Genomic DNA, 15110 nt, shown 5'->3' on the forward strand with positions numbered 1-15110 from the left:
CGCGCGCGCAGGAATAACGACTGAGCTACGAAGCGCACGAGGACGACGGCGGACGTCGTCGCCAAGCGGGCCAACTTGATTCATTTATCCAGCCAGACATCCTCAAACCGCAGATTGTTGTACTGGCTGTTGTCGTGCGGATGAAAATTCCTCACGTAAGGCTGCCAGCAATTGCCGGCCGATGAGTGCAGAATGACCGGCCGCGCCGCGTCTTCGACCAGCACGCGCTCGATGTCGAACACGATGCTCCGCCGCTTGTCCTTGTCGACCTCGCGCGATTGCGCGGCGAGCAACTTGTCGACCTCGGCATTGCAATACTGGGTGTAGTTGCGCTCCGAGTTGCAGGAATAATTCTCGACGACGTTGCCATCGGGATCGTCGACGCTGACGCCAGTGACATTGAGACCGATCGTGTAATCCTTGCGCTGCAGCCGCGAGTACCAGCGCGGCGTATCAAGGATATCGAGCTCGGCGACGATGTAGATGTTCTTGAGCTGGTCGGCGAGGATCACCGCCGGGTCGCGATAGGTCGGCAAATTGCGGGTCTGGATCTTGATCGACAACGGCTTGGCGTCGCTGTAGCCGAGCTTCTGCATGATCGCCTGCGCGTCCGCGAGGTTCTTCTCGGTGTCGGGACCGTAGCCCATCAGCGTCGACAGCACGTCTGCCGGCATGCCCCACTCGCCTTCGGGCTTGGCCTGCATCGCGCCGCCGAGCCGACCGGTGCCCTCGAACAGAATGCTGTTGAACGCCTTGCGGTCGAGCGCCAGCGACATCGCCTTGCGGATCTCGGAATTGTCGAACGGCGGATTGACGCGGTTGACCAAGAGATTGATCTGCAGATTGGTCGAGGTCATCTCGCAGATTGCGTTCGGTGCCCGCGCCTTGACGTCCTTCATCAGGGGAATGCTGACGTCGGACGGAAAGGTGATGTCATAGTCCCCGGTCGCGAACGCCAGCATCCGCGTGGCCCGGCTGTCGATCGAGCGCACCGTAATCTCGTCGAGATACGGCCGGTCCTTCTTGAAGTAATCGGGGTTGCGGACGAGACGGATTGAATCTCCGCGCCGGAATTCGACGAACTTGAACGGCCCGGTGCCGACCGGCTTGGTGCGCATCACCTGCTGCGGCACATGGCAGGGATAGACCACCGAGAAAGCACTGGCGAGCAGCGCCAGCAGGCCGGGTTGTGGCTCGGTCAGCTCGAAAGTCGCTTCATCGTCGCCATTGACGCTGATGTCCTTGAGCTTCGTGTACCAGACCTTGCGCGGATTGCGCTTGAAGTCCTGGGTCTCGCTCTTGCCGATCAGCATCCGCCAAGTGCATTGCACGTCCTTGGCGGTGAAAGGCTGGCCGTCGTGCCACTTCACGCCGTGATGCAGTTTGAAAGTCAGCCTTGTGTTGGTCGAATCCCACGACCAGCTGTCGGCGAGATCCGGGATCACGGTGTCGATCGATTCGTGCACCTTGGCGGGATCGAACACCACGAGGTTGTTGAAGACCGCCGCGAACGGCATCACCGAGGCGATGGTCGACTCTTCAAGCAGCGAGGTCGAGGGCGGATTGTCGTTGTGATAGAGCCGCAGCGTGCCGCCCTTCTTCTGCGCCGATGCTGGGCTCGCAGCCATTGTCACGATGCCGAAGGCCACGATGCATGCGGCCAGTTTGAACGACATTCTCGTCTCCCGGAATTTCTTGTTGTTGTCGGTTGCAGGCAGTCGAGCACAACGCCAGGAGCCTCGCAATGACAGGGGATGCCGATCATTGCCGGCTGCGCGCGGCGCAGAACGAGGTTGGCGCCCGGGCATCTCCGAACGGCCTGCGGGCGGAACAGTCCCATACGGCCATTCGCCGCGGCAGGCCACCCGCCCCTTTTTGACCGGTCGCCGCATGTCCCGCGGCAGGGAATTGGGGTTGGATGACACCCTGAAATTGGCTACTAGTTCTGCGCCGAGAATTTCGGACCGTTTGGGGACTGGAAATGACCTATTGTTGCGGAATTCTGGTGCGAGACGGCCTCGTCATGATCGCCGACACCCGCACCAATGCCGGCCTCGACAATGTCTCGACCTTCCGCAAGCTGCACATCTTCTCAAAACCCGGCGAGCGCATCATGGCGATCGCCAGCGCCGGCAATCTGGCGATCAGCCAGTCGGTGCTGTCGACCCTGACCGAGGGCATGGAAGATCCGCACACCGGCGAGCTCGAGACGCTGATGAACGCGCCGACCATGTTCCAGGCTGCGCAGCGGATCGGCCGCGCCATCCGCTCGGTGCACGCCACCGAGGGCGACGCGCTGCGCTCCGAGGACATCTCGTTCGACGTGTCGTTCCTGTTCGGCGGCCAGATCAAGGGCTCGCGGATGCGCCTGTTCATGGTCTACACCGCCGGCAACTTCATCGAATGCACCACCGACACGCCCTATTTGCAGATCGGCGAGCACAAATACGGCAAGCCGGTGCTCGACCGCGCCATGCATTACGATGTCGAGCTCTACGAGGCGCTCAAAACGGGCCTGATCTCGATGGATTCGACGATGCGCTCCAACCTCGGCGTCGGCCTGCCGATCGACGTGTTGGTGGTGCGCACGGACGCCTGCGATGCCGACCTCAACCACCGCATCGAGGCCGGCGAGCCCTATTTCCACGATCTGCGCTCGCGCTGGTCGGCGGCGCTGCGCGCGGCGCACCAGAACATTCCACGCCCACCCTACAAGAACGAAACCGAAGCAAAAACCAAGTAAGAGGAAACTCGGATGACTGAGGCAACCAGCAAGATCGCACTCGTCACCGGCGCCGGCACCGGCGTTGGACGCGCGGCATCGCTCGCCTTGATGAACGCAGGCTATACCGTGGTGCTCGTCGGGCGCCGCATCGAGATGCTGGAAGAGACCAGCAAGCTCGGCCCTGCCGGCAAGAGCCTGTGCGTGTCGGCCGACATGGCCAACCCGGCCGCGATCACGGCGCTGTTCGACAAGGTGAAGGCGACCTATGGCCGGCTCGACGTGCTGTTCAACAACGCCGGCATGGGCGCGCCGCCGGTGAATTTCGAGGATCTGACGCTCGAGCAGTGGCAGGCGGTGGTCAACACCAACCTCACCGCGCCGTTCCTGTGCACCCAGCACGCCTTCCGCATCATGAAGGACCAGAAGCCGCGCGGCGGCCGCATCATCAACAACGGCTCGATCTCGGCGCATGCGCCACGGCCGTTCTCGGCGGCCTACACCTCGACCAAGCACGCCATCACCGGGCTCACCAAGGCTTCCAATCTCGACGGCCGGATGTATGACATCGCGGTCGGCCAGGTCGACATAGGCAATGCCGCGACCCCGATGACCGACCGCATGGTCAACGGCCCCGGCGTGCTGCAGCCGGACGGCACCACCAAGCACGAGCCGCGCATGGACGCCAAGGCGGTCGGCGATGCCGTCGCCTACATGGCCGGCCTGCCGCTCGACGCCAACGTGCTGTTCATGACGGTCATGGCGACCAAGATGCCGTTCGTGGGCCGGGGCTGATCTTCTCCTTCTCCCCGCTTGCGGCAGGACTATCACGTCGTCATGGCCGGACTTGTCCCGGCCATGCCGTCGCGGGGGCGCGCTGCCAAAATATCGAGAACAACCCCATGCAAAGTAGCCGTCGGCTGCCGACCTTCGACACGGCAACTTGACACGTCGGGCAAATCAGCGGCACTCTTCCATTATTCCGAAATCGTGCAGGGAGTCTCCACGAGGACGGTGAGGGACGGCTCTCGGAGAGTCCCCCTCACTCGAATCGCATTTCGCTTCGCTGCATGCGATTCAACCTCTCCCGCAAGCGGGGCGAGGTAAGAAGGCCCCTACTCCAGCTTCTCCACGTCCCGCAGCGTCGGGAACAGCTTCATCCAGAGCAGCGCGACTGCAACGGTGGCGACGCCGCCGAGCACGGCGGACGGCACGGCGCCGAGCAGCGCCGCGGTGACGCCGCTCTCGAACTGGCCGAGCTGGTTCGACGCATTGATGAACAGGAAATTGACCGCGCCAACCCGGCCGCGCATCTCGTCGGGGGTCGCAAGCTGCACCAGCGAGAAGCGGATCACGACGCTGATCGTGTCGGCGGCGCCGAGCACTGCGAGCGACAGCGCTGACAACCACATCCAGTGCGACAACGCGAACACCACCGTCGCCACGCCGAACACGATCACCGCCTGGAACATGCGCATGCCGACGCGGCGGTTGATGGTGTGCCGTGCTAGCACAATCGTCATCAATAGCGCACCGACCGCGGGCGCGGCGCGCAGGATGCCGAGGCCGAGCGGGCCGGTCTGCAGGATGTCGCGTGCGTAGATCGGCAGCAGCGCAGTGACGCCGCCGAACAGCACCGCGAACAGGTCGAGCGAGATGGTGCCGAGGATCGCCGGATTGCTGCGCACGAAGGTGACGCCGGCAAACAGATCATCCGACACCTGCCCGTTCTTCGGCGCCGCCTGCTGCAGCCGGCCGATGCCGCCGGTCAAGAGCGCGCCGAACAGCCAGAACACCATCATCACCGCATAGGGCGCACTCGGCATCAGCGCATAGGCGAAGCCGCCGAGCGCGGGTCCGGTGATGGTCGCGACCTGGGCCGCGCCGCTCGAGATCGCGGTCGCCCGCTGCAGCGAGCCCTGCGGCGCGATCAGCGGCAGCAACGCGGCGGTCGCCGGGCTCTCGAACGCGCCGGCAATGCCGAGCACGAAGGTCGCAGCGAAGATCTGGATCTCGGAGATGGTGCCGGCGAACGTGCTTCCGGCGAGAAACAGTGCGGTCAGCGCTTCCGCGATCTGGCAGGCCTGCACCACGCGCTTGCGCTCGAAGCGGTCGGCGGCGTGGCCCGCGACGAACACCAGCAGTGCCGTCGGCAGGAACTGCACCAGTCCGACCATGCCGAGGTCGAACGCGCTGCCGGTCAGCTCATAGATCTGCCAGCCGATCGCGACCGCGCCGATCTGGCTGGAGAAGCGCGACAGGCTGCGCGACGACAAAAAGAACAGGAACGGTCTGTGGCCGAGCAGATCGCGGGCGCCGGCCGGCGTGGCGGTGAGCATGGATGATTGCGTGGCTGAGCCCCTGCAACTTGTCAATGGAGACGAGGTAAGAGCTATTCCGTTCCGATAAGATCGGAACGAGCTCTAGATTCTTGTTTTGACGCGTTTTCTTCATGCGAACCGGTGTCCACTTCGCTTGAAAACGCTCTTAGAGCGCCGAGCGCGAGGGGCCGTAGCGGGGTCAGATCCTCTCCGCTGGCGGCCCTTCACGTCTGGTGAAGCCGAGTTCGCGAGGCGGCCCCCCTGTCAATAGAACGCGCGCGGGAAAGTACCCAAGATCATATAAATGCGAGCGGCGGCCGCACGTGTGGCTGATGTCTCTTCTAGCCGGAGGAATAGAGCGCGTCCCGGGTTAGTAGGTCATGTTTACCACAGCGGAAACGTGAACATCACCCGCGACGCTCCGCTCACAGCCGAGGGCGCGGCGCAGGCGCGGGGATAGGTGGGCCGGCGCGTCGCGGACCGCTAAAACGCCAACCGCTGTAGCACGGAAGCCACGAAAAGGATGCCACCTTCGTTCGGCTGTCCCTGAGCGGCGCCGTTGACGGGCGCCAAGGAATTGATGTTTTTGTCCGCGTCGGAGACAGCCAGTGTGCCGGTGAGAACCTCAGCGCGGTCGCCAGGCTTGAGCGCCACACCGGCGAGGCAGCCGAGAATATCGTCGAGGGAAACCTCGTTCGAGAACTTCATGGTTCCGACCTGGATGCAGTTGACTGGCGTACCCAAGGTATTCGCAAACTTCACAGGTTTAGAAGTGAGAAAGTTTTCGCTGTTGCCGTCGGGATCGGTCAGCTCTAGCCTGAAGCTAAATATGCTATCCGCATTCGTCTGTAGTTTGAGGCTGAACTTCCAGACGCGGTCCGTCGGTTTGGGCGCGGGCGGCGGAGGCGTCGGACGGGGAGGCGTCGGAGGCGGAGGCGTCGGAGGCGGAGGCGTCGGAGGGGGAGGCGTCGGACCGGGAGGCGTCGGACCGGGATTCGGGCCTTTTCCGGCCATTGCCTTGTCGAGTGCAGCGACGGTCTGGATGCCGACGACACGGTCCGGAACTGTCTGGCCAGGGCCGAGGATCGGCTTGGGACGATGAGCGCTCTTGAAAGCGAACACCGCCTTCGCCGTCGACTCTCCGTAAACGCCGGCCGCATCGGAGATGGTGAAACCCAGCGACCGCAGCGCGGTCTGGATTCGCCCGACCGCGTCCTCCGTGCCGGGAAAATTCGGCGTCTTGTCCTTAAAGATATTAAACTGATGATTGACGGCGCAGTCGGCTAGACGCTTTTTGCCCGGACCTTCCTTTGTGAACAGTTCCGACGAGAGCGGCATGATGCTGTCCTCCGGCGTCGCGAGCGGATGCAAGGTCGCCGATCGTCGCCTGTAACACACCTCTGGCTTCCTGTCCTTGCGGTATGGTTGCGCACGGCGCCGCCATCGAGTTCGGCTGGCAGGGAAACGACGAAATGGAGCCCGCCGAAGGTGACGGTTGGGCCGAACTAAAGGATGACGGCTCACTCGAACGGGAGATCTGCCTCCTCAACGGCGACGACATCGCACTCATCGCACGTCGAGCAAAGACTTCTTCACCAGCCTGCCAAGCGCGCAACAGCATTGCGCTGCGCGAGGCCCCTGCCATAATCCCGCGCGGGTTCCTGGGGGCATGATGCTGCAGTTGCAATCGGCGTTCGGCGTGGTGGCGTTGCTGGCGGTCGCCTGGGCGTTGAGCGAGAATCGGAGCGTCGTGTCGCTGCGGCAGGCAGCGATCGGGCTCGTCGTCACGGTCGCAACCGCGCTGGTGCTGATCAAGGTGCCGCTGGTGACGCAGGCCTTCGGCGCGATCAACGATGCCGTCGGCATCATCGCGGCGGCGACGCGCGCCGGCACCGCCTTCGTGTTCGGCTATGTCGGCGGCGGCCCGGCGCCGTTCGATCCCAAGGCACCGGGTTCGGATTTCATCCTCGCGTTCCAGGCGCTGCCGATCGTGCTCGTCATGAGCGTGTTGACGACGCTGCTGTTCTATTGGCGCGTGCTGCCGCCGGTGGTGCGCGGCATGGCCTGGCTGCTCGAGCGTACGCTCGGCGTCGGCGGCGCGGTCGGGCTCTCGACCGCCGCCAATATCTTCCTCGGCATGGTGGAAGCGCCGCTCTTCATCCGCCCCTATCTGGCGCAGCTCAGCCGCAGCGAATTGTTTCTGGTGATGACCGGCGGCATGGCCGGGATCGCCGGCACGGTGCTGGTGCTGTATGCGACGCTGCTCGCACCGCTGATCCCTGACGCCGCCGCGCATTTCGTCATCGCTTCGGTGCTGGGCGCGCCGGCCGCAATTTTAGTCAGCCTGATCATGGTGCCGGAAACGTCTGACAGACACACCGGCGGATCGCTCGATGATCCCGATGTTCAGGTGTCGTCGACGATGGACGCCATCGTGAAGGGCACCGCCGCCGGCCTCGAGCTCCTGATGAACATCATCGCGATGCTGCTGGTGCTGATCGCGCTGGTCTATCTCGCGAACGCGATCATCGGCCTGCTGCCCGAGATCGGCGGCGCGAAGATTTCGCTGCAACGCTTGCTCGGTTACGTCATGGCGCCGGTGTGCTGGCTGATGGGCCTGCCGTGGCCGCAGGCGATCACGGCAGGAAGCCTGATGGGCACCAAGACCGTGCTGAACGAACTGATCGCCTATGTCGACCTGTCGAAGCTCGGTCCCGACGCGCTCGACCCGCGCTCGCGGCTGATCATGCTCTACGCGATGTGCGGTTTTGCGAACTTCGCGAGCCTCGGCATCATGATCGGCGGCCTCGGCATCATGGCACCCGAGCGGCGCGACGAGATCAATGCGCTCGGGCTGAAGTCGATCGTATCGGGCACGCTGACGACATGCCTGATGGGGGCGATCGTCGGGATGATGACACAGCCGTAGTCCGGATGGAGCGAAGCGAAATCCGGGGCCATGCTGATCGTGTGCGCGATTTCCGGATTTCGCTTCGCTCCATCCGGGCTACGAAACCGATGGCCGCCACTTACAAAATCGTCATGCCCGGGCACAGCCGTCCGAAGGACGGCGTCGCTTCCGCTCGCCTATGACCCGGGCATCCATCAACCTGGAAAGAGTCTTGCGAAGCAGGATGGATGGCCGGGTCAAGCCCGGCCATGACAGTGCGAGGCTTACGCCTTCAACTCCACCGTCTTGAACTCGGCCGGCAGGATCACCTCCAGCAGTTCGACGTCGTCGGAGTAGTCCAAAATCATGTGCCGGATGCGCGGCGGCTGGGTCCAGGCGCTACCCTGCTGCATCAGCGTCTCGCCCTCGCCTTCCATGTAGGTCTTCACCCAGCCCTTCAGCACATAGACCATCTGGAAGTCGACGTCGTGGAAGTGCAGCTTCGACACTTCATCGGGATTGCACGGCCCCTGCAGCCGGATGACGTGCGCCTGAGCGAGGCCATGCGAGGCCGCGGCGATGCCGAGGTCGCGGTATTTGGCGTAGGTGCGCAGCCCGTCGGCCTTGAAATCCTCTTCGCGGTGATGGCTGATGGCGACGCGCTGCTTCGGCCGTGCCTTGCTCGCCGCCTTTGTTGCAGTCTTTGTCGCGGTCTTGGGCGCGTTCTTCTTCGCCGCCGGCACGCGGCCCTTGGACTTGATGGTCTTGCGCGCGGACGACTTGGCGCCGGCTCCTAGCCCCGTCCATTTCTTCTTTACCGCGGTCTTGGCTGCGGATCGTGATGCCGTCTTCTTGGCCATTGTTCGCCTCCCGTCTTTTTTCTGACGGTGAGAGGCTAACACAAGTCGCGCAGCGCTGGTGAGCAAAGGCGCAAGCTGCGCCCTGCCCGCAAGGTCCAAGTCCAAGGCCTATGTCAATGCAGCCGGAACACGCCGTCGACGGCGCGCAGTTCAGCCGGCTTGACCAGCTTGGAATGCGCCACCGTCACCGAAAACAGCGGGCCCTCGAGCTTCTCCTGCCAGAAGGCGAGGAAATCCTGCAGCACCGGAAATTTCGGAAACAGATCGTAGTTCTGCCAGACATAGGTTTGCAGCAACGAGCGATGATCCGGCATCCGATAGAGGATTTGCGCCGTCGTCAGCCCGTACCCCAGCAACTGCTTCCGGAAATCGTCGGAAGCAACCCCACCAACTCGCGAGACCATGCCAACCTCCTGTGACGGAGCGCATTCACCTGGCGGCCGGACCCAGCCGGACCACCGGCAATGGATGCGCTCACATGAGAGAAATGTGACGCACGCGACTAACCAATCTCAAGCCCAAATGTTTAATAGGTTGTTGAAATTTCTTGCGTTGGCAGCAGCTTACCGCATCTGCTAATAGCCTCGGCGACCCCGCGGGCCGGCATTAAGGATGCCGAAATGATCGTGGCAGCCGTCATTCGCGAGTGCCAATTTTTCTGCTAGAGGCACTTGCCCGCCGCCCAGGCTTGGCCTATCTCCTGCGCAGCTGGCTTGGCACTCGCCGGGCTGGACTGCTAACACTCCAAAAATCTACAGCATCCACAAAAGTTTAGGAGGACTGCATGAAATTCCGTCCGCTTCACGACCGCGTCGTGGTCAAGCGTATCGACGCCGAAGAGAAGACTGCTGGCGGCATCATCATTCCGGACAGTGCCAAGGAAAAGCCCTCCCAGGGCGAAATCATCGCCGTTGGCCCGGGTGGCCGCGACGAGGCTGGCAAGCTGATCCCGATCGACATCAAGGTCGGCGACCGCGTCCTGTTCGGCAAGTGGTCCGGCACCGAGGTCAAGATCGACGGTGAAGACCTGCTGATCATGAAGGAAAGCGACATCATGGGCGTCCTCGACGTCCCCGCTTCCAAGAAGAAGGCGGCCTAAGCGCCTCCTCTCTCCCCAAGATTCCTCCAGGGTAAAACCATTCCAAGGAAAAATTCAGATGGCAGCTAAAGAAGTCAAATTCGGCGTCGATGCGCGTGACAAGATGCTGCGCGGCGTCGACATCCTCGCCAACGCCGTCAAGGTGACGCTCGGCCCCAAGGGCCGCAACGTCGTGCTCGAGAAGTCGTTCGGCGCTCCCCGCATCACCAAGGACGGCGTCACCGTCGCCAAGGAGATCGAGCTCGAGGACAAGTTCGAGAACATGGGCGCCCAGATGGTGCGCGAAGTCGCCTCCAAGTCCGCTGACGCGGCCGGCGACGGCACCACCACCGCAACCGTGCTCGCGGCTGCGATCGTTCGTGAAGGCGCCAAGTCGGTTGCCGCCGGCATGAACCCGATGGACCTGAAGCGCGGCATCGACCTGGCTGTGGAAGCCGTTGTCGCCGACCTCGTCAAGAACTCCAAGAAGGTCACCTCCAACGAGGAGATCGCTCAGGTCGGCACCATCTCGGCCAACGGCGATGCCGAGATCGGCAAGTTCCTCTCCGACGCCATGAAGAAGGTCGGCAACGAGGGCGTGATCACGGTCGAGGAAGCCAAGTCGCTCGAGACCGAGCTCGACGTCGTCGAGGGCATGCAGTTCGACCGCGGTTACATCTCGCCCTACTTCGTCACCAACGCAGACAAGATGCGCGTTGAGATGGACGATGCCTACATCCTCATCAACGAGAAGAAGCTCTCCTCGCTGAACGAGCTGCTGCCGCTGCTCGAGGCCGTGGTGCAGACCGGCAAGCCGCTGATCATCGTCGCTGAAGACGTCGAAGGCGAAGCGCTCGCCACGCTCGTCGTCAACCGCCTGCGCGGCGGCCTGAAGGTCGCGGCCGTCAAGGCTCCGGGCTTCGGCGATCGCCGCAAGGCCATGCTGCAGGACATCGCGATCCTGACCGGCGGCCAGGCCATCTCGGAAGACCTCGGCATCAAGCTCGAGAACGTCACGCTCGCCATGCTCGGTCGCGCCAAGAAGGTGATGATCGACAAGGAGAACACCACGATCGTCAACGGCGCCGGCAAGAAGGCCGACATCGACGCCCGCGTTGCCCAGATCAAGGCGCAGATCGAGGAGACCACCTCGGACTACGACCGTGAGAAGCTGCAGGAGCGTCTCGCCAAGCTCGCAGGCGGCGTCGCGGTGATCCGCGTCGGCGGCGCGACCGAGGTCGAGGTGAAGGAGCGCAAGGATCGCGTTGATGACGCGATGCATGCGACCCGCGCGGCTGTCGAGGAAGGCATCGTCCCGGGCGGCGGCGTCGCCCTGCTCCGTGCTTCCGAGCAGCTCAAGGGCCTGCGCACCAAGAACGACGACCAGAAGACCGGCGTCGAGATCGTGCGCAAGGCGCTGTCGGCTCCGGCTCGCCAGATCGCGATCAACGCGGGTGAAGACGGTTCGGTCATCGTCGGCAAGATCCTGGAGAACAAGGCCTACAATTACGGCTTCGACTCCCAGACCGGCGACTATGCCGACCTGGTCAAGAAGGGCATCATCGACCCGACCAAGGTCGTCCGTACCGCGATCCAGAACGCTGCCTCGGTTGCGGCGCTGCTGATCACCACGGAAGCAATGGTTGCCGAGCTGCCGAAGAAGAACGCCGGCGGCCCCGCGATGCCTCCGGGCGGCGGCATGGGCGGCATGGACTTCTAAGTCCAGCCTCTCAGGGCACTGCAAGACATGCGAAACCCCGGCAGCGATGCCGGGGTTTTGTTTTATCTCCACCGACGTCCGTCAGGATGCACGAGGACGACGGACCAGCCAATCCGTCTGGTTGAGCACTTCGTCGGCATCCTTGATCTCGGCGAGATCCTGCCCCGCATCGAAGCGGGCGCGCACCGGCGCAAGCACCTCCGGCCCCGCATCCACCCGGCCATTGCCGGCGTACAGGCGTGCAAGTCCCAGCGCGCTGCGCAGCTCGAAGGTCTTGGTCTGCTGCCTTCGGGCAATCTGGAGGGCGCGGTGGTAGGCATCCTCGGCGCCGGAAATGTCAGGGGTTTCGCGACGCGACAGCAGCTCACCCTGCACGCGGTATAGCTCGGCATCCAGCCAGTGCTGCCCGGACTGCTCCGTCGCGTCGATCAGCTCATTGATGATGTCGAGCCCCGCCTTGACATGCCCGGCCTCTGCACTCGCCACCGCAATTTGCAATCCCCAGAACGGCTCACAGAGGTAGCAGTCGTTCTCGTGAAGCAACGTCCAGCCACGCTGCATCTCCGCGAGACCTGCCGCCCGGTCGCCGGCGCGCCACTTGGCCAGACCATTGAGGTAGGTGCCGGCGGCAACATACAGCGGCATCGTGTGGTCTTGCGCCAGGCCCAGGGCAAGGATCGTCTCGGTCTGCCGCAACCTGCTGCCGCACAGCCCGTCGAAAACGGCCTTGTGAACCAGAGCATTGGCACGCGCGAGCGCGCGTTGCTCCCCGGCGACGCTCACCGCTGCGCCCGCGAGCTCTCGGGCTCGATCGATCTCGCCAAGCGGCCAAAGCACCAAGGCCAGAAATCTCATGATGACGAACGGCAGGTCGAGCGTCGATGCCTTGAAGGTTGCCGGATCCGGCTCGGTCGTATAGGCCGCGAACGCCTGCTCGAGGTGGATGCGCGCGGTGAGGTAATCGCCCGCGAACCAGGCGGTCACCCCGCTGCTCCAGCGTGCGACGATCGTCGCCACCGGCGATTCCGGATGCCGTTCCGCCGCGCCCATGATCGCCTCCTCCAACTCCCGCATCGGCGCGAGCTCGCCGTGGGTCAAGCAGGCGTTGAAAAGGCCCGACTGGATCGGCGCCAGTTCGATTGGATCGTCGATATCAGAGGCGAAATGCCGGGCTCGTGTCCAGGCGGCCACCGTCTCGGGGGCGCTGTGCCCAAGACTGCCTCGCAGCGCGCGGCCGTACGCGATTTGCAGATGGAGCCGGCCGATCATCCGACCCGGCTCGTCGGGCAGTTCATCGGCGATTGCGACCGCCTTGCCGAGATGTGCAATCGCCTCGCAATAGGCCGAGCGCTTCAGCGCCTGCTGACCGGCCTTGCGCCACCACGCCAGCGCGGTGTCGCCGAGCCCTGCCTCGGTGAAATGGTACGCAACGACTTCCGGCTCGATCTCGGCGATCTCGGCAAACTTGTCGCGCAGCACGTCGCCAATGTGCTTGTGGAGCAATTGCCGCCGGCTCTTGAGCAAGCTCTCGTAAGCCGCTTCCTGAACCAACGCATGCTTGAAGCTGTAGCTTGCATCCGGCGGCGTGCCCCGGCGCAACAGCAACTCGGCCTCTTCGAGCTGGGCAAGCGCCGCGCCAAGGGTCAGATCATCGCGCCCGGCCACGCTGCGCAGCAGCGCATATGAGAACTCGCGGCCGATCGCTGCACCGATCTGCGCCACCTCCTTGACCGGCGCCAGCCGGTCGAGCCGGGCCATCAGCGAGTCCTGCAGCGTCGCCGGGATCGCAAGCGGCGGCAGTGGATAGCGCCCGGCATTCTCGACGAGCAGCCCCGACTCCATGATCATCTTGGTCAGTTCCTCGACGAACAGCGGGACGCCATCCGTCCGCTCGATGATCTGCGTCATCATTTCGCCGGGTAGCAACCGACCGACGGTCACCTGCTCGATCAGCGCGCGCGTGTCCTGCCGGTCGAGGCGATCGAGCCGCAGCAGGCTGACATTTGCGAGCCCAGCCCACGGCGGCTCGAACTCGGGCCTGAACGTCATGAGCATGAGGATCGGCAGCCCCCTGATCCGGTCGACCGCGAGGTCGAGCAGTTCGAGCGATGTGGCGTCGGCCCAATGCATGTCTTCGCAGACCACAAGCACCGGCTGCTGCCTGGCGAGGCCCTCGAGCTGGTCGAGCAGTGCTGCGAATGTCTGCCGCCGCTGCTGCGCCGGGCTCATGCCGAGCGGCGGATAGCGGTCGCCGGTTGGGATCGACAGCAGCGCCGCGATCAGCGGCGTCACGCTGGCCACCTGCTGCGTCCCGAGCGCCAGCATGGCTTCGAGCTTGTCCAGCTTCTGCTCCGGCAGATCTTCCGACCTGATGGCGGCGGCGCGCTCGAGCTGGGCGGCGAAGGGATGCAGCGCGCTGTTGGTGTGATAGGGCGAGCATTGATACCGCACACGGCGATGCGTCCCGGGCGGGAGACTGTCGGAGAGCATCGCCACGATGCGCGACTTGCCGATACCCGCTTCACCCGATATCAGCACGGCCTGCCCTTGGCCCTGCCACGCCAGTTGCTGGCGCGACAGCGCAAATTCGATCTCCGCCTTGCGGCCGACGAAGCCGATCGAGCGCGCGGTGCGCACCGCCTCGAAGCGGCTTTCCGATGCCAGTTCGCCTTCGACAGCCCACACCGCGATCGGCTCGGCGATGCCCTTGACCTCGCGGCGACCGAGGTTGCGAAGCGTGAACAGATTGCCGAGCAGCCGGCGTGTCGAGGCGGCCACGACGACCACACCAGGCTCCGCCAAGCCCTGCAGCCGTGCGGCGATGTTCGGCGCATCGCCGACCAACGCCTGCTCCTCCGACGCGCCGCCGGAGACGAGGTCGCCGACCACGACGAGCCCGCTCGCGATCGCGACCCGTACCGCTACTCCCTCGTTCGCGCGGATCTCGAGCCCGCCGATTGCGGTGATGACGTCGAGGCCGGCGCGCACCGCGCGCTCCGCGTCATCCTCGTGGGCACGGGGATAGCCGAAATAAGCGAGGATCCCATCGCCGATAAATCTGGCAACGACGCCATCGTATGTCGCGATCACCCGCGCACAGGCCGCGCGGTAGGCGCGGATCACCTCCCACATGTCCTCGGGATCGAGACGCGCCGACAAGGCCGTCGAGCCGACCAGGTCGCAGAACATCACGGTAAGGTGGCGGCGCTCGGCATCGTGCGGTGAAACCGGCGCGGCGATCAGTTCGGCTTGAGTGAAATCGGCGATCGCACGCAGCATCTTGCGGCGATGGCCGAGCAAGACGCCGAGCCTGTCAAAGTCTTCATCCGTCAACTCGGGAAAAACATCAACGTCGATCCCGTTCTCGGCAAAACGCAGCGCGTATTGCCCAAGCCCCAGCTTCTCGAGCCATTCCGCAATCTGTTGCATTGGCACCACCGACGGGTTGACGGCTGGCCGAATTCCGGACCACGGAGAGCGTACGTTATCGCAATCTGTCTGGGGTGGCACCTTCTGTTT

At 64.0% G+C, this 15110-nt stretch carries 12 protein-coding genes; 6 read left to right on the forward strand and 6 right to left on the reverse strand.

Annotated elements, in window-relative coordinates:
- Window positions 1–80 precede the first annotated feature (80 nt).
- Complete coding sequence (locus G6P99_RS29810; RefSeq protein WP_165124406.1) at window positions 81–1676, reverse strand: ABC transporter substrate-binding protein; 1596 nt, start codon at window positions 1674–1676, stop codon at window positions 81–83.
- Between the two features lie 305 nt (window positions 1677–1981).
- On the opposite strand from G6P99_RS29810, the gene G6P99_RS29815 reads away from it, so the two are divergent.
- Entirely contained in the window at window positions 1982–2743 is a 762-nt protein-coding gene (locus tag G6P99_RS29815) for a proteasome-type protease (protein WP_029081561.1), read from the forward strand.
- 12 nt (window positions 2744–2755) lie between these two features.
- Window positions 2756–3517, forward strand: a complete 762-nt coding sequence (locus G6P99_RS29820) for an SDR family oxidoreductase (RefSeq protein ID WP_165124409.1) — start codon at window positions 2756–2758, stop codon at window positions 3515–3517.
- 320 nt (window positions 3518–3837) lie between these two features.
- On the opposite strand, the gene G6P99_RS29825 is transcribed toward G6P99_RS29820, so the two are convergent.
- Both G6P99_RS29825 and G6P99_RS29830 read right to left on the reverse strand, forming a co-directional pair.
- Window positions 3838–5061: an MFS transporter gene (locus G6P99_RS29825; RefSeq protein WP_029081563.1), complete on the reverse strand. Its 1224-nt coding sequence runs from the start codon at window positions 5059–5061 to the stop codon at window positions 3838–3840.
- A 465-nt stretch (window positions 5062–5526) separates the two neighbouring features.
- Window positions 5527–6414, reverse strand: a complete 888-nt coding sequence (locus tag G6P99_RS29830) for a peptidoglycan-binding domain-containing protein (RefSeq protein WP_165124412.1) — start codon at window positions 6412–6414, stop codon at window positions 5527–5529.
- A gap of 50 nt (window positions 6415–6464) precedes the next feature.
- Here G6P99_RS29830 and G6P99_RS29835 point away from each other — a divergent pair, with 50 nt between their 5' ends.
- Window positions 6465–6716, forward strand: a complete 252-nt coding sequence (locus G6P99_RS29835) for a hypothetical protein (RefSeq protein ID WP_035976963.1) — start codon at window positions 6465–6467, stop codon at window positions 6714–6716.
- Window positions 6716–7972 carry a NupC/NupG family nucleoside CNT transporter gene (locus G6P99_RS29840; RefSeq protein ID WP_165129033.1) on the forward strand — a complete coding sequence of 419 codons (1257 nt, stop codon included), beginning with the start codon at window positions 6716–6718 and terminating at the stop codon, window positions 7970–7972. Before G6P99_RS29835 ends, G6P99_RS29840 begins: the two co-directional genes overlap by 1 nt.
- A 245-nt stretch (window positions 7973–8217) precedes the next feature.
- On the opposite strand, the gene G6P99_RS29845 is transcribed toward G6P99_RS29840, so the two are convergent.
- A complete protein-coding gene (locus tag G6P99_RS29845; RefSeq protein ID WP_029081566.1) occupies window positions 8218–8793 on the reverse strand; it encodes a cupin domain-containing protein in 576 nt (191 codons plus the stop codon).
- 113 nt (window positions 8794–8906) lie between these two features.
- Window positions 8907–9197: an usg protein gene (locus G6P99_RS29850; RefSeq protein ID WP_029081567.1), complete on the reverse strand. Its 291-nt coding sequence runs from the start codon at window positions 9195–9197 to the stop codon at window positions 8907–8909.
- A 380-nt stretch (window positions 9198–9577) separates the two neighbouring features.
- Here G6P99_RS29850 and groES point away from each other — a divergent pair, with 380 nt between their 5' ends.
- Complete coding sequence (groES, locus tag G6P99_RS29855) at window positions 9578–9892, forward strand: co-chaperone GroES (protein ID WP_029081568.1); 315 nt, start codon at window positions 9578–9580, stop codon at window positions 9890–9892.
- A gap of 58 nt (window positions 9893–9950) precedes the next feature.
- Window positions 9951–11591: a chaperonin GroEL gene (groL, locus tag G6P99_RS29860; RefSeq protein WP_029081569.1), complete on the forward strand. Its 1641-nt coding sequence runs from the start codon at window positions 9951–9953 to the stop codon at window positions 11589–11591.
- An 81-nt stretch (window positions 11592–11672) separates the two neighbouring features.
- On the opposite strand, the gene G6P99_RS29865 is transcribed toward groL, so the two are convergent.
- Complete coding sequence (locus G6P99_RS29865) at window positions 11673–15020, reverse strand: adenylate/guanylate cyclase domain-containing protein (RefSeq protein WP_035976965.1); 3348 nt, start codon at window positions 15018–15020, stop codon at window positions 11673–11675.
- Window positions 15021–15110: the final 90 nt, after the last annotated feature.

It is taken from the genome of Bradyrhizobium sp. 6(2017), assembly GCF_011058295.2.
Classification (GTDB): domain Bacteria; phylum Pseudomonadota; class Alphaproteobacteria; order Rhizobiales; family Xanthobacteraceae; genus Bradyrhizobium; species Bradyrhizobium septentrionale.

Excerpts from the sequence above, each read along its gene's own strand:
- G6P99_RS29810 (WP_165124406.1), bottom strand. The coding sequence starts at position 1,676 with ATGTCGTTCAAACTGGCCGCATGCATCGTGGCCTTCGGCATCGTGACA.
- G6P99_RS29815 (WP_029081561.1), top strand. The coding sequence starts at position 1,982 with ATGACCTATTGTTGCGGAATTCTGGTGCGAGACGGCCTCGTCATGATC.
- G6P99_RS29820 (WP_165124409.1), top strand. The coding sequence starts at position 2,756 with ATGACTGAGGCAACCAGCAAGATCGCACTCGTCACCGGCGCCGGCACC.
- G6P99_RS29825 (WP_029081563.1), bottom strand. The coding sequence starts at position 5,061 with ATGCTCACCGCCACGCCGGCCGGCGCCCGCGATCTGCTCGGCCACAGA.
- G6P99_RS29835 (WP_035976963.1), top strand. The coding sequence starts at position 6,465 with ATGGTTGCGCACGGCGCCGCCATCGAGTTCGGCTGGCAGGGAAACGAC.
- G6P99_RS29840 (WP_165129033.1), top strand. The coding sequence starts at position 6,716 with ATGCTGCAGTTGCAATCGGCGTTCGGCGTGGTGGCGTTGCTGGCGGTC.
- G6P99_RS29845 (WP_029081566.1), bottom strand. The coding sequence starts at position 8,793 with ATGGCCAAGAAGACGGCATCACGATCCGCAGCCAAGACCGCGGTAAAG.
- G6P99_RS29850 (WP_029081567.1), bottom strand. The coding sequence starts at position 9,197 with ATGGTCTCGCGAGTTGGTGGGGTTGCTTCCGACGATTTCCGGAAGCAG.
- groES (WP_029081568.1), top strand. The coding sequence starts at position 9,578 with ATGAAATTCCGTCCGCTTCACGACCGCGTCGTGGTCAAGCGTATCGAC.
- groL (WP_029081569.1), top strand. The coding sequence starts at position 9,951 with ATGGCAGCTAAAGAAGTCAAATTCGGCGTCGATGCGCGTGACAAGATG.
- G6P99_RS29865 (WP_035976965.1), bottom strand. The coding sequence starts at position 15,020 with ATGCAACAGATTGCGGAATGGCTCGAGAAGCTGGGGCTTGGGCAATAC.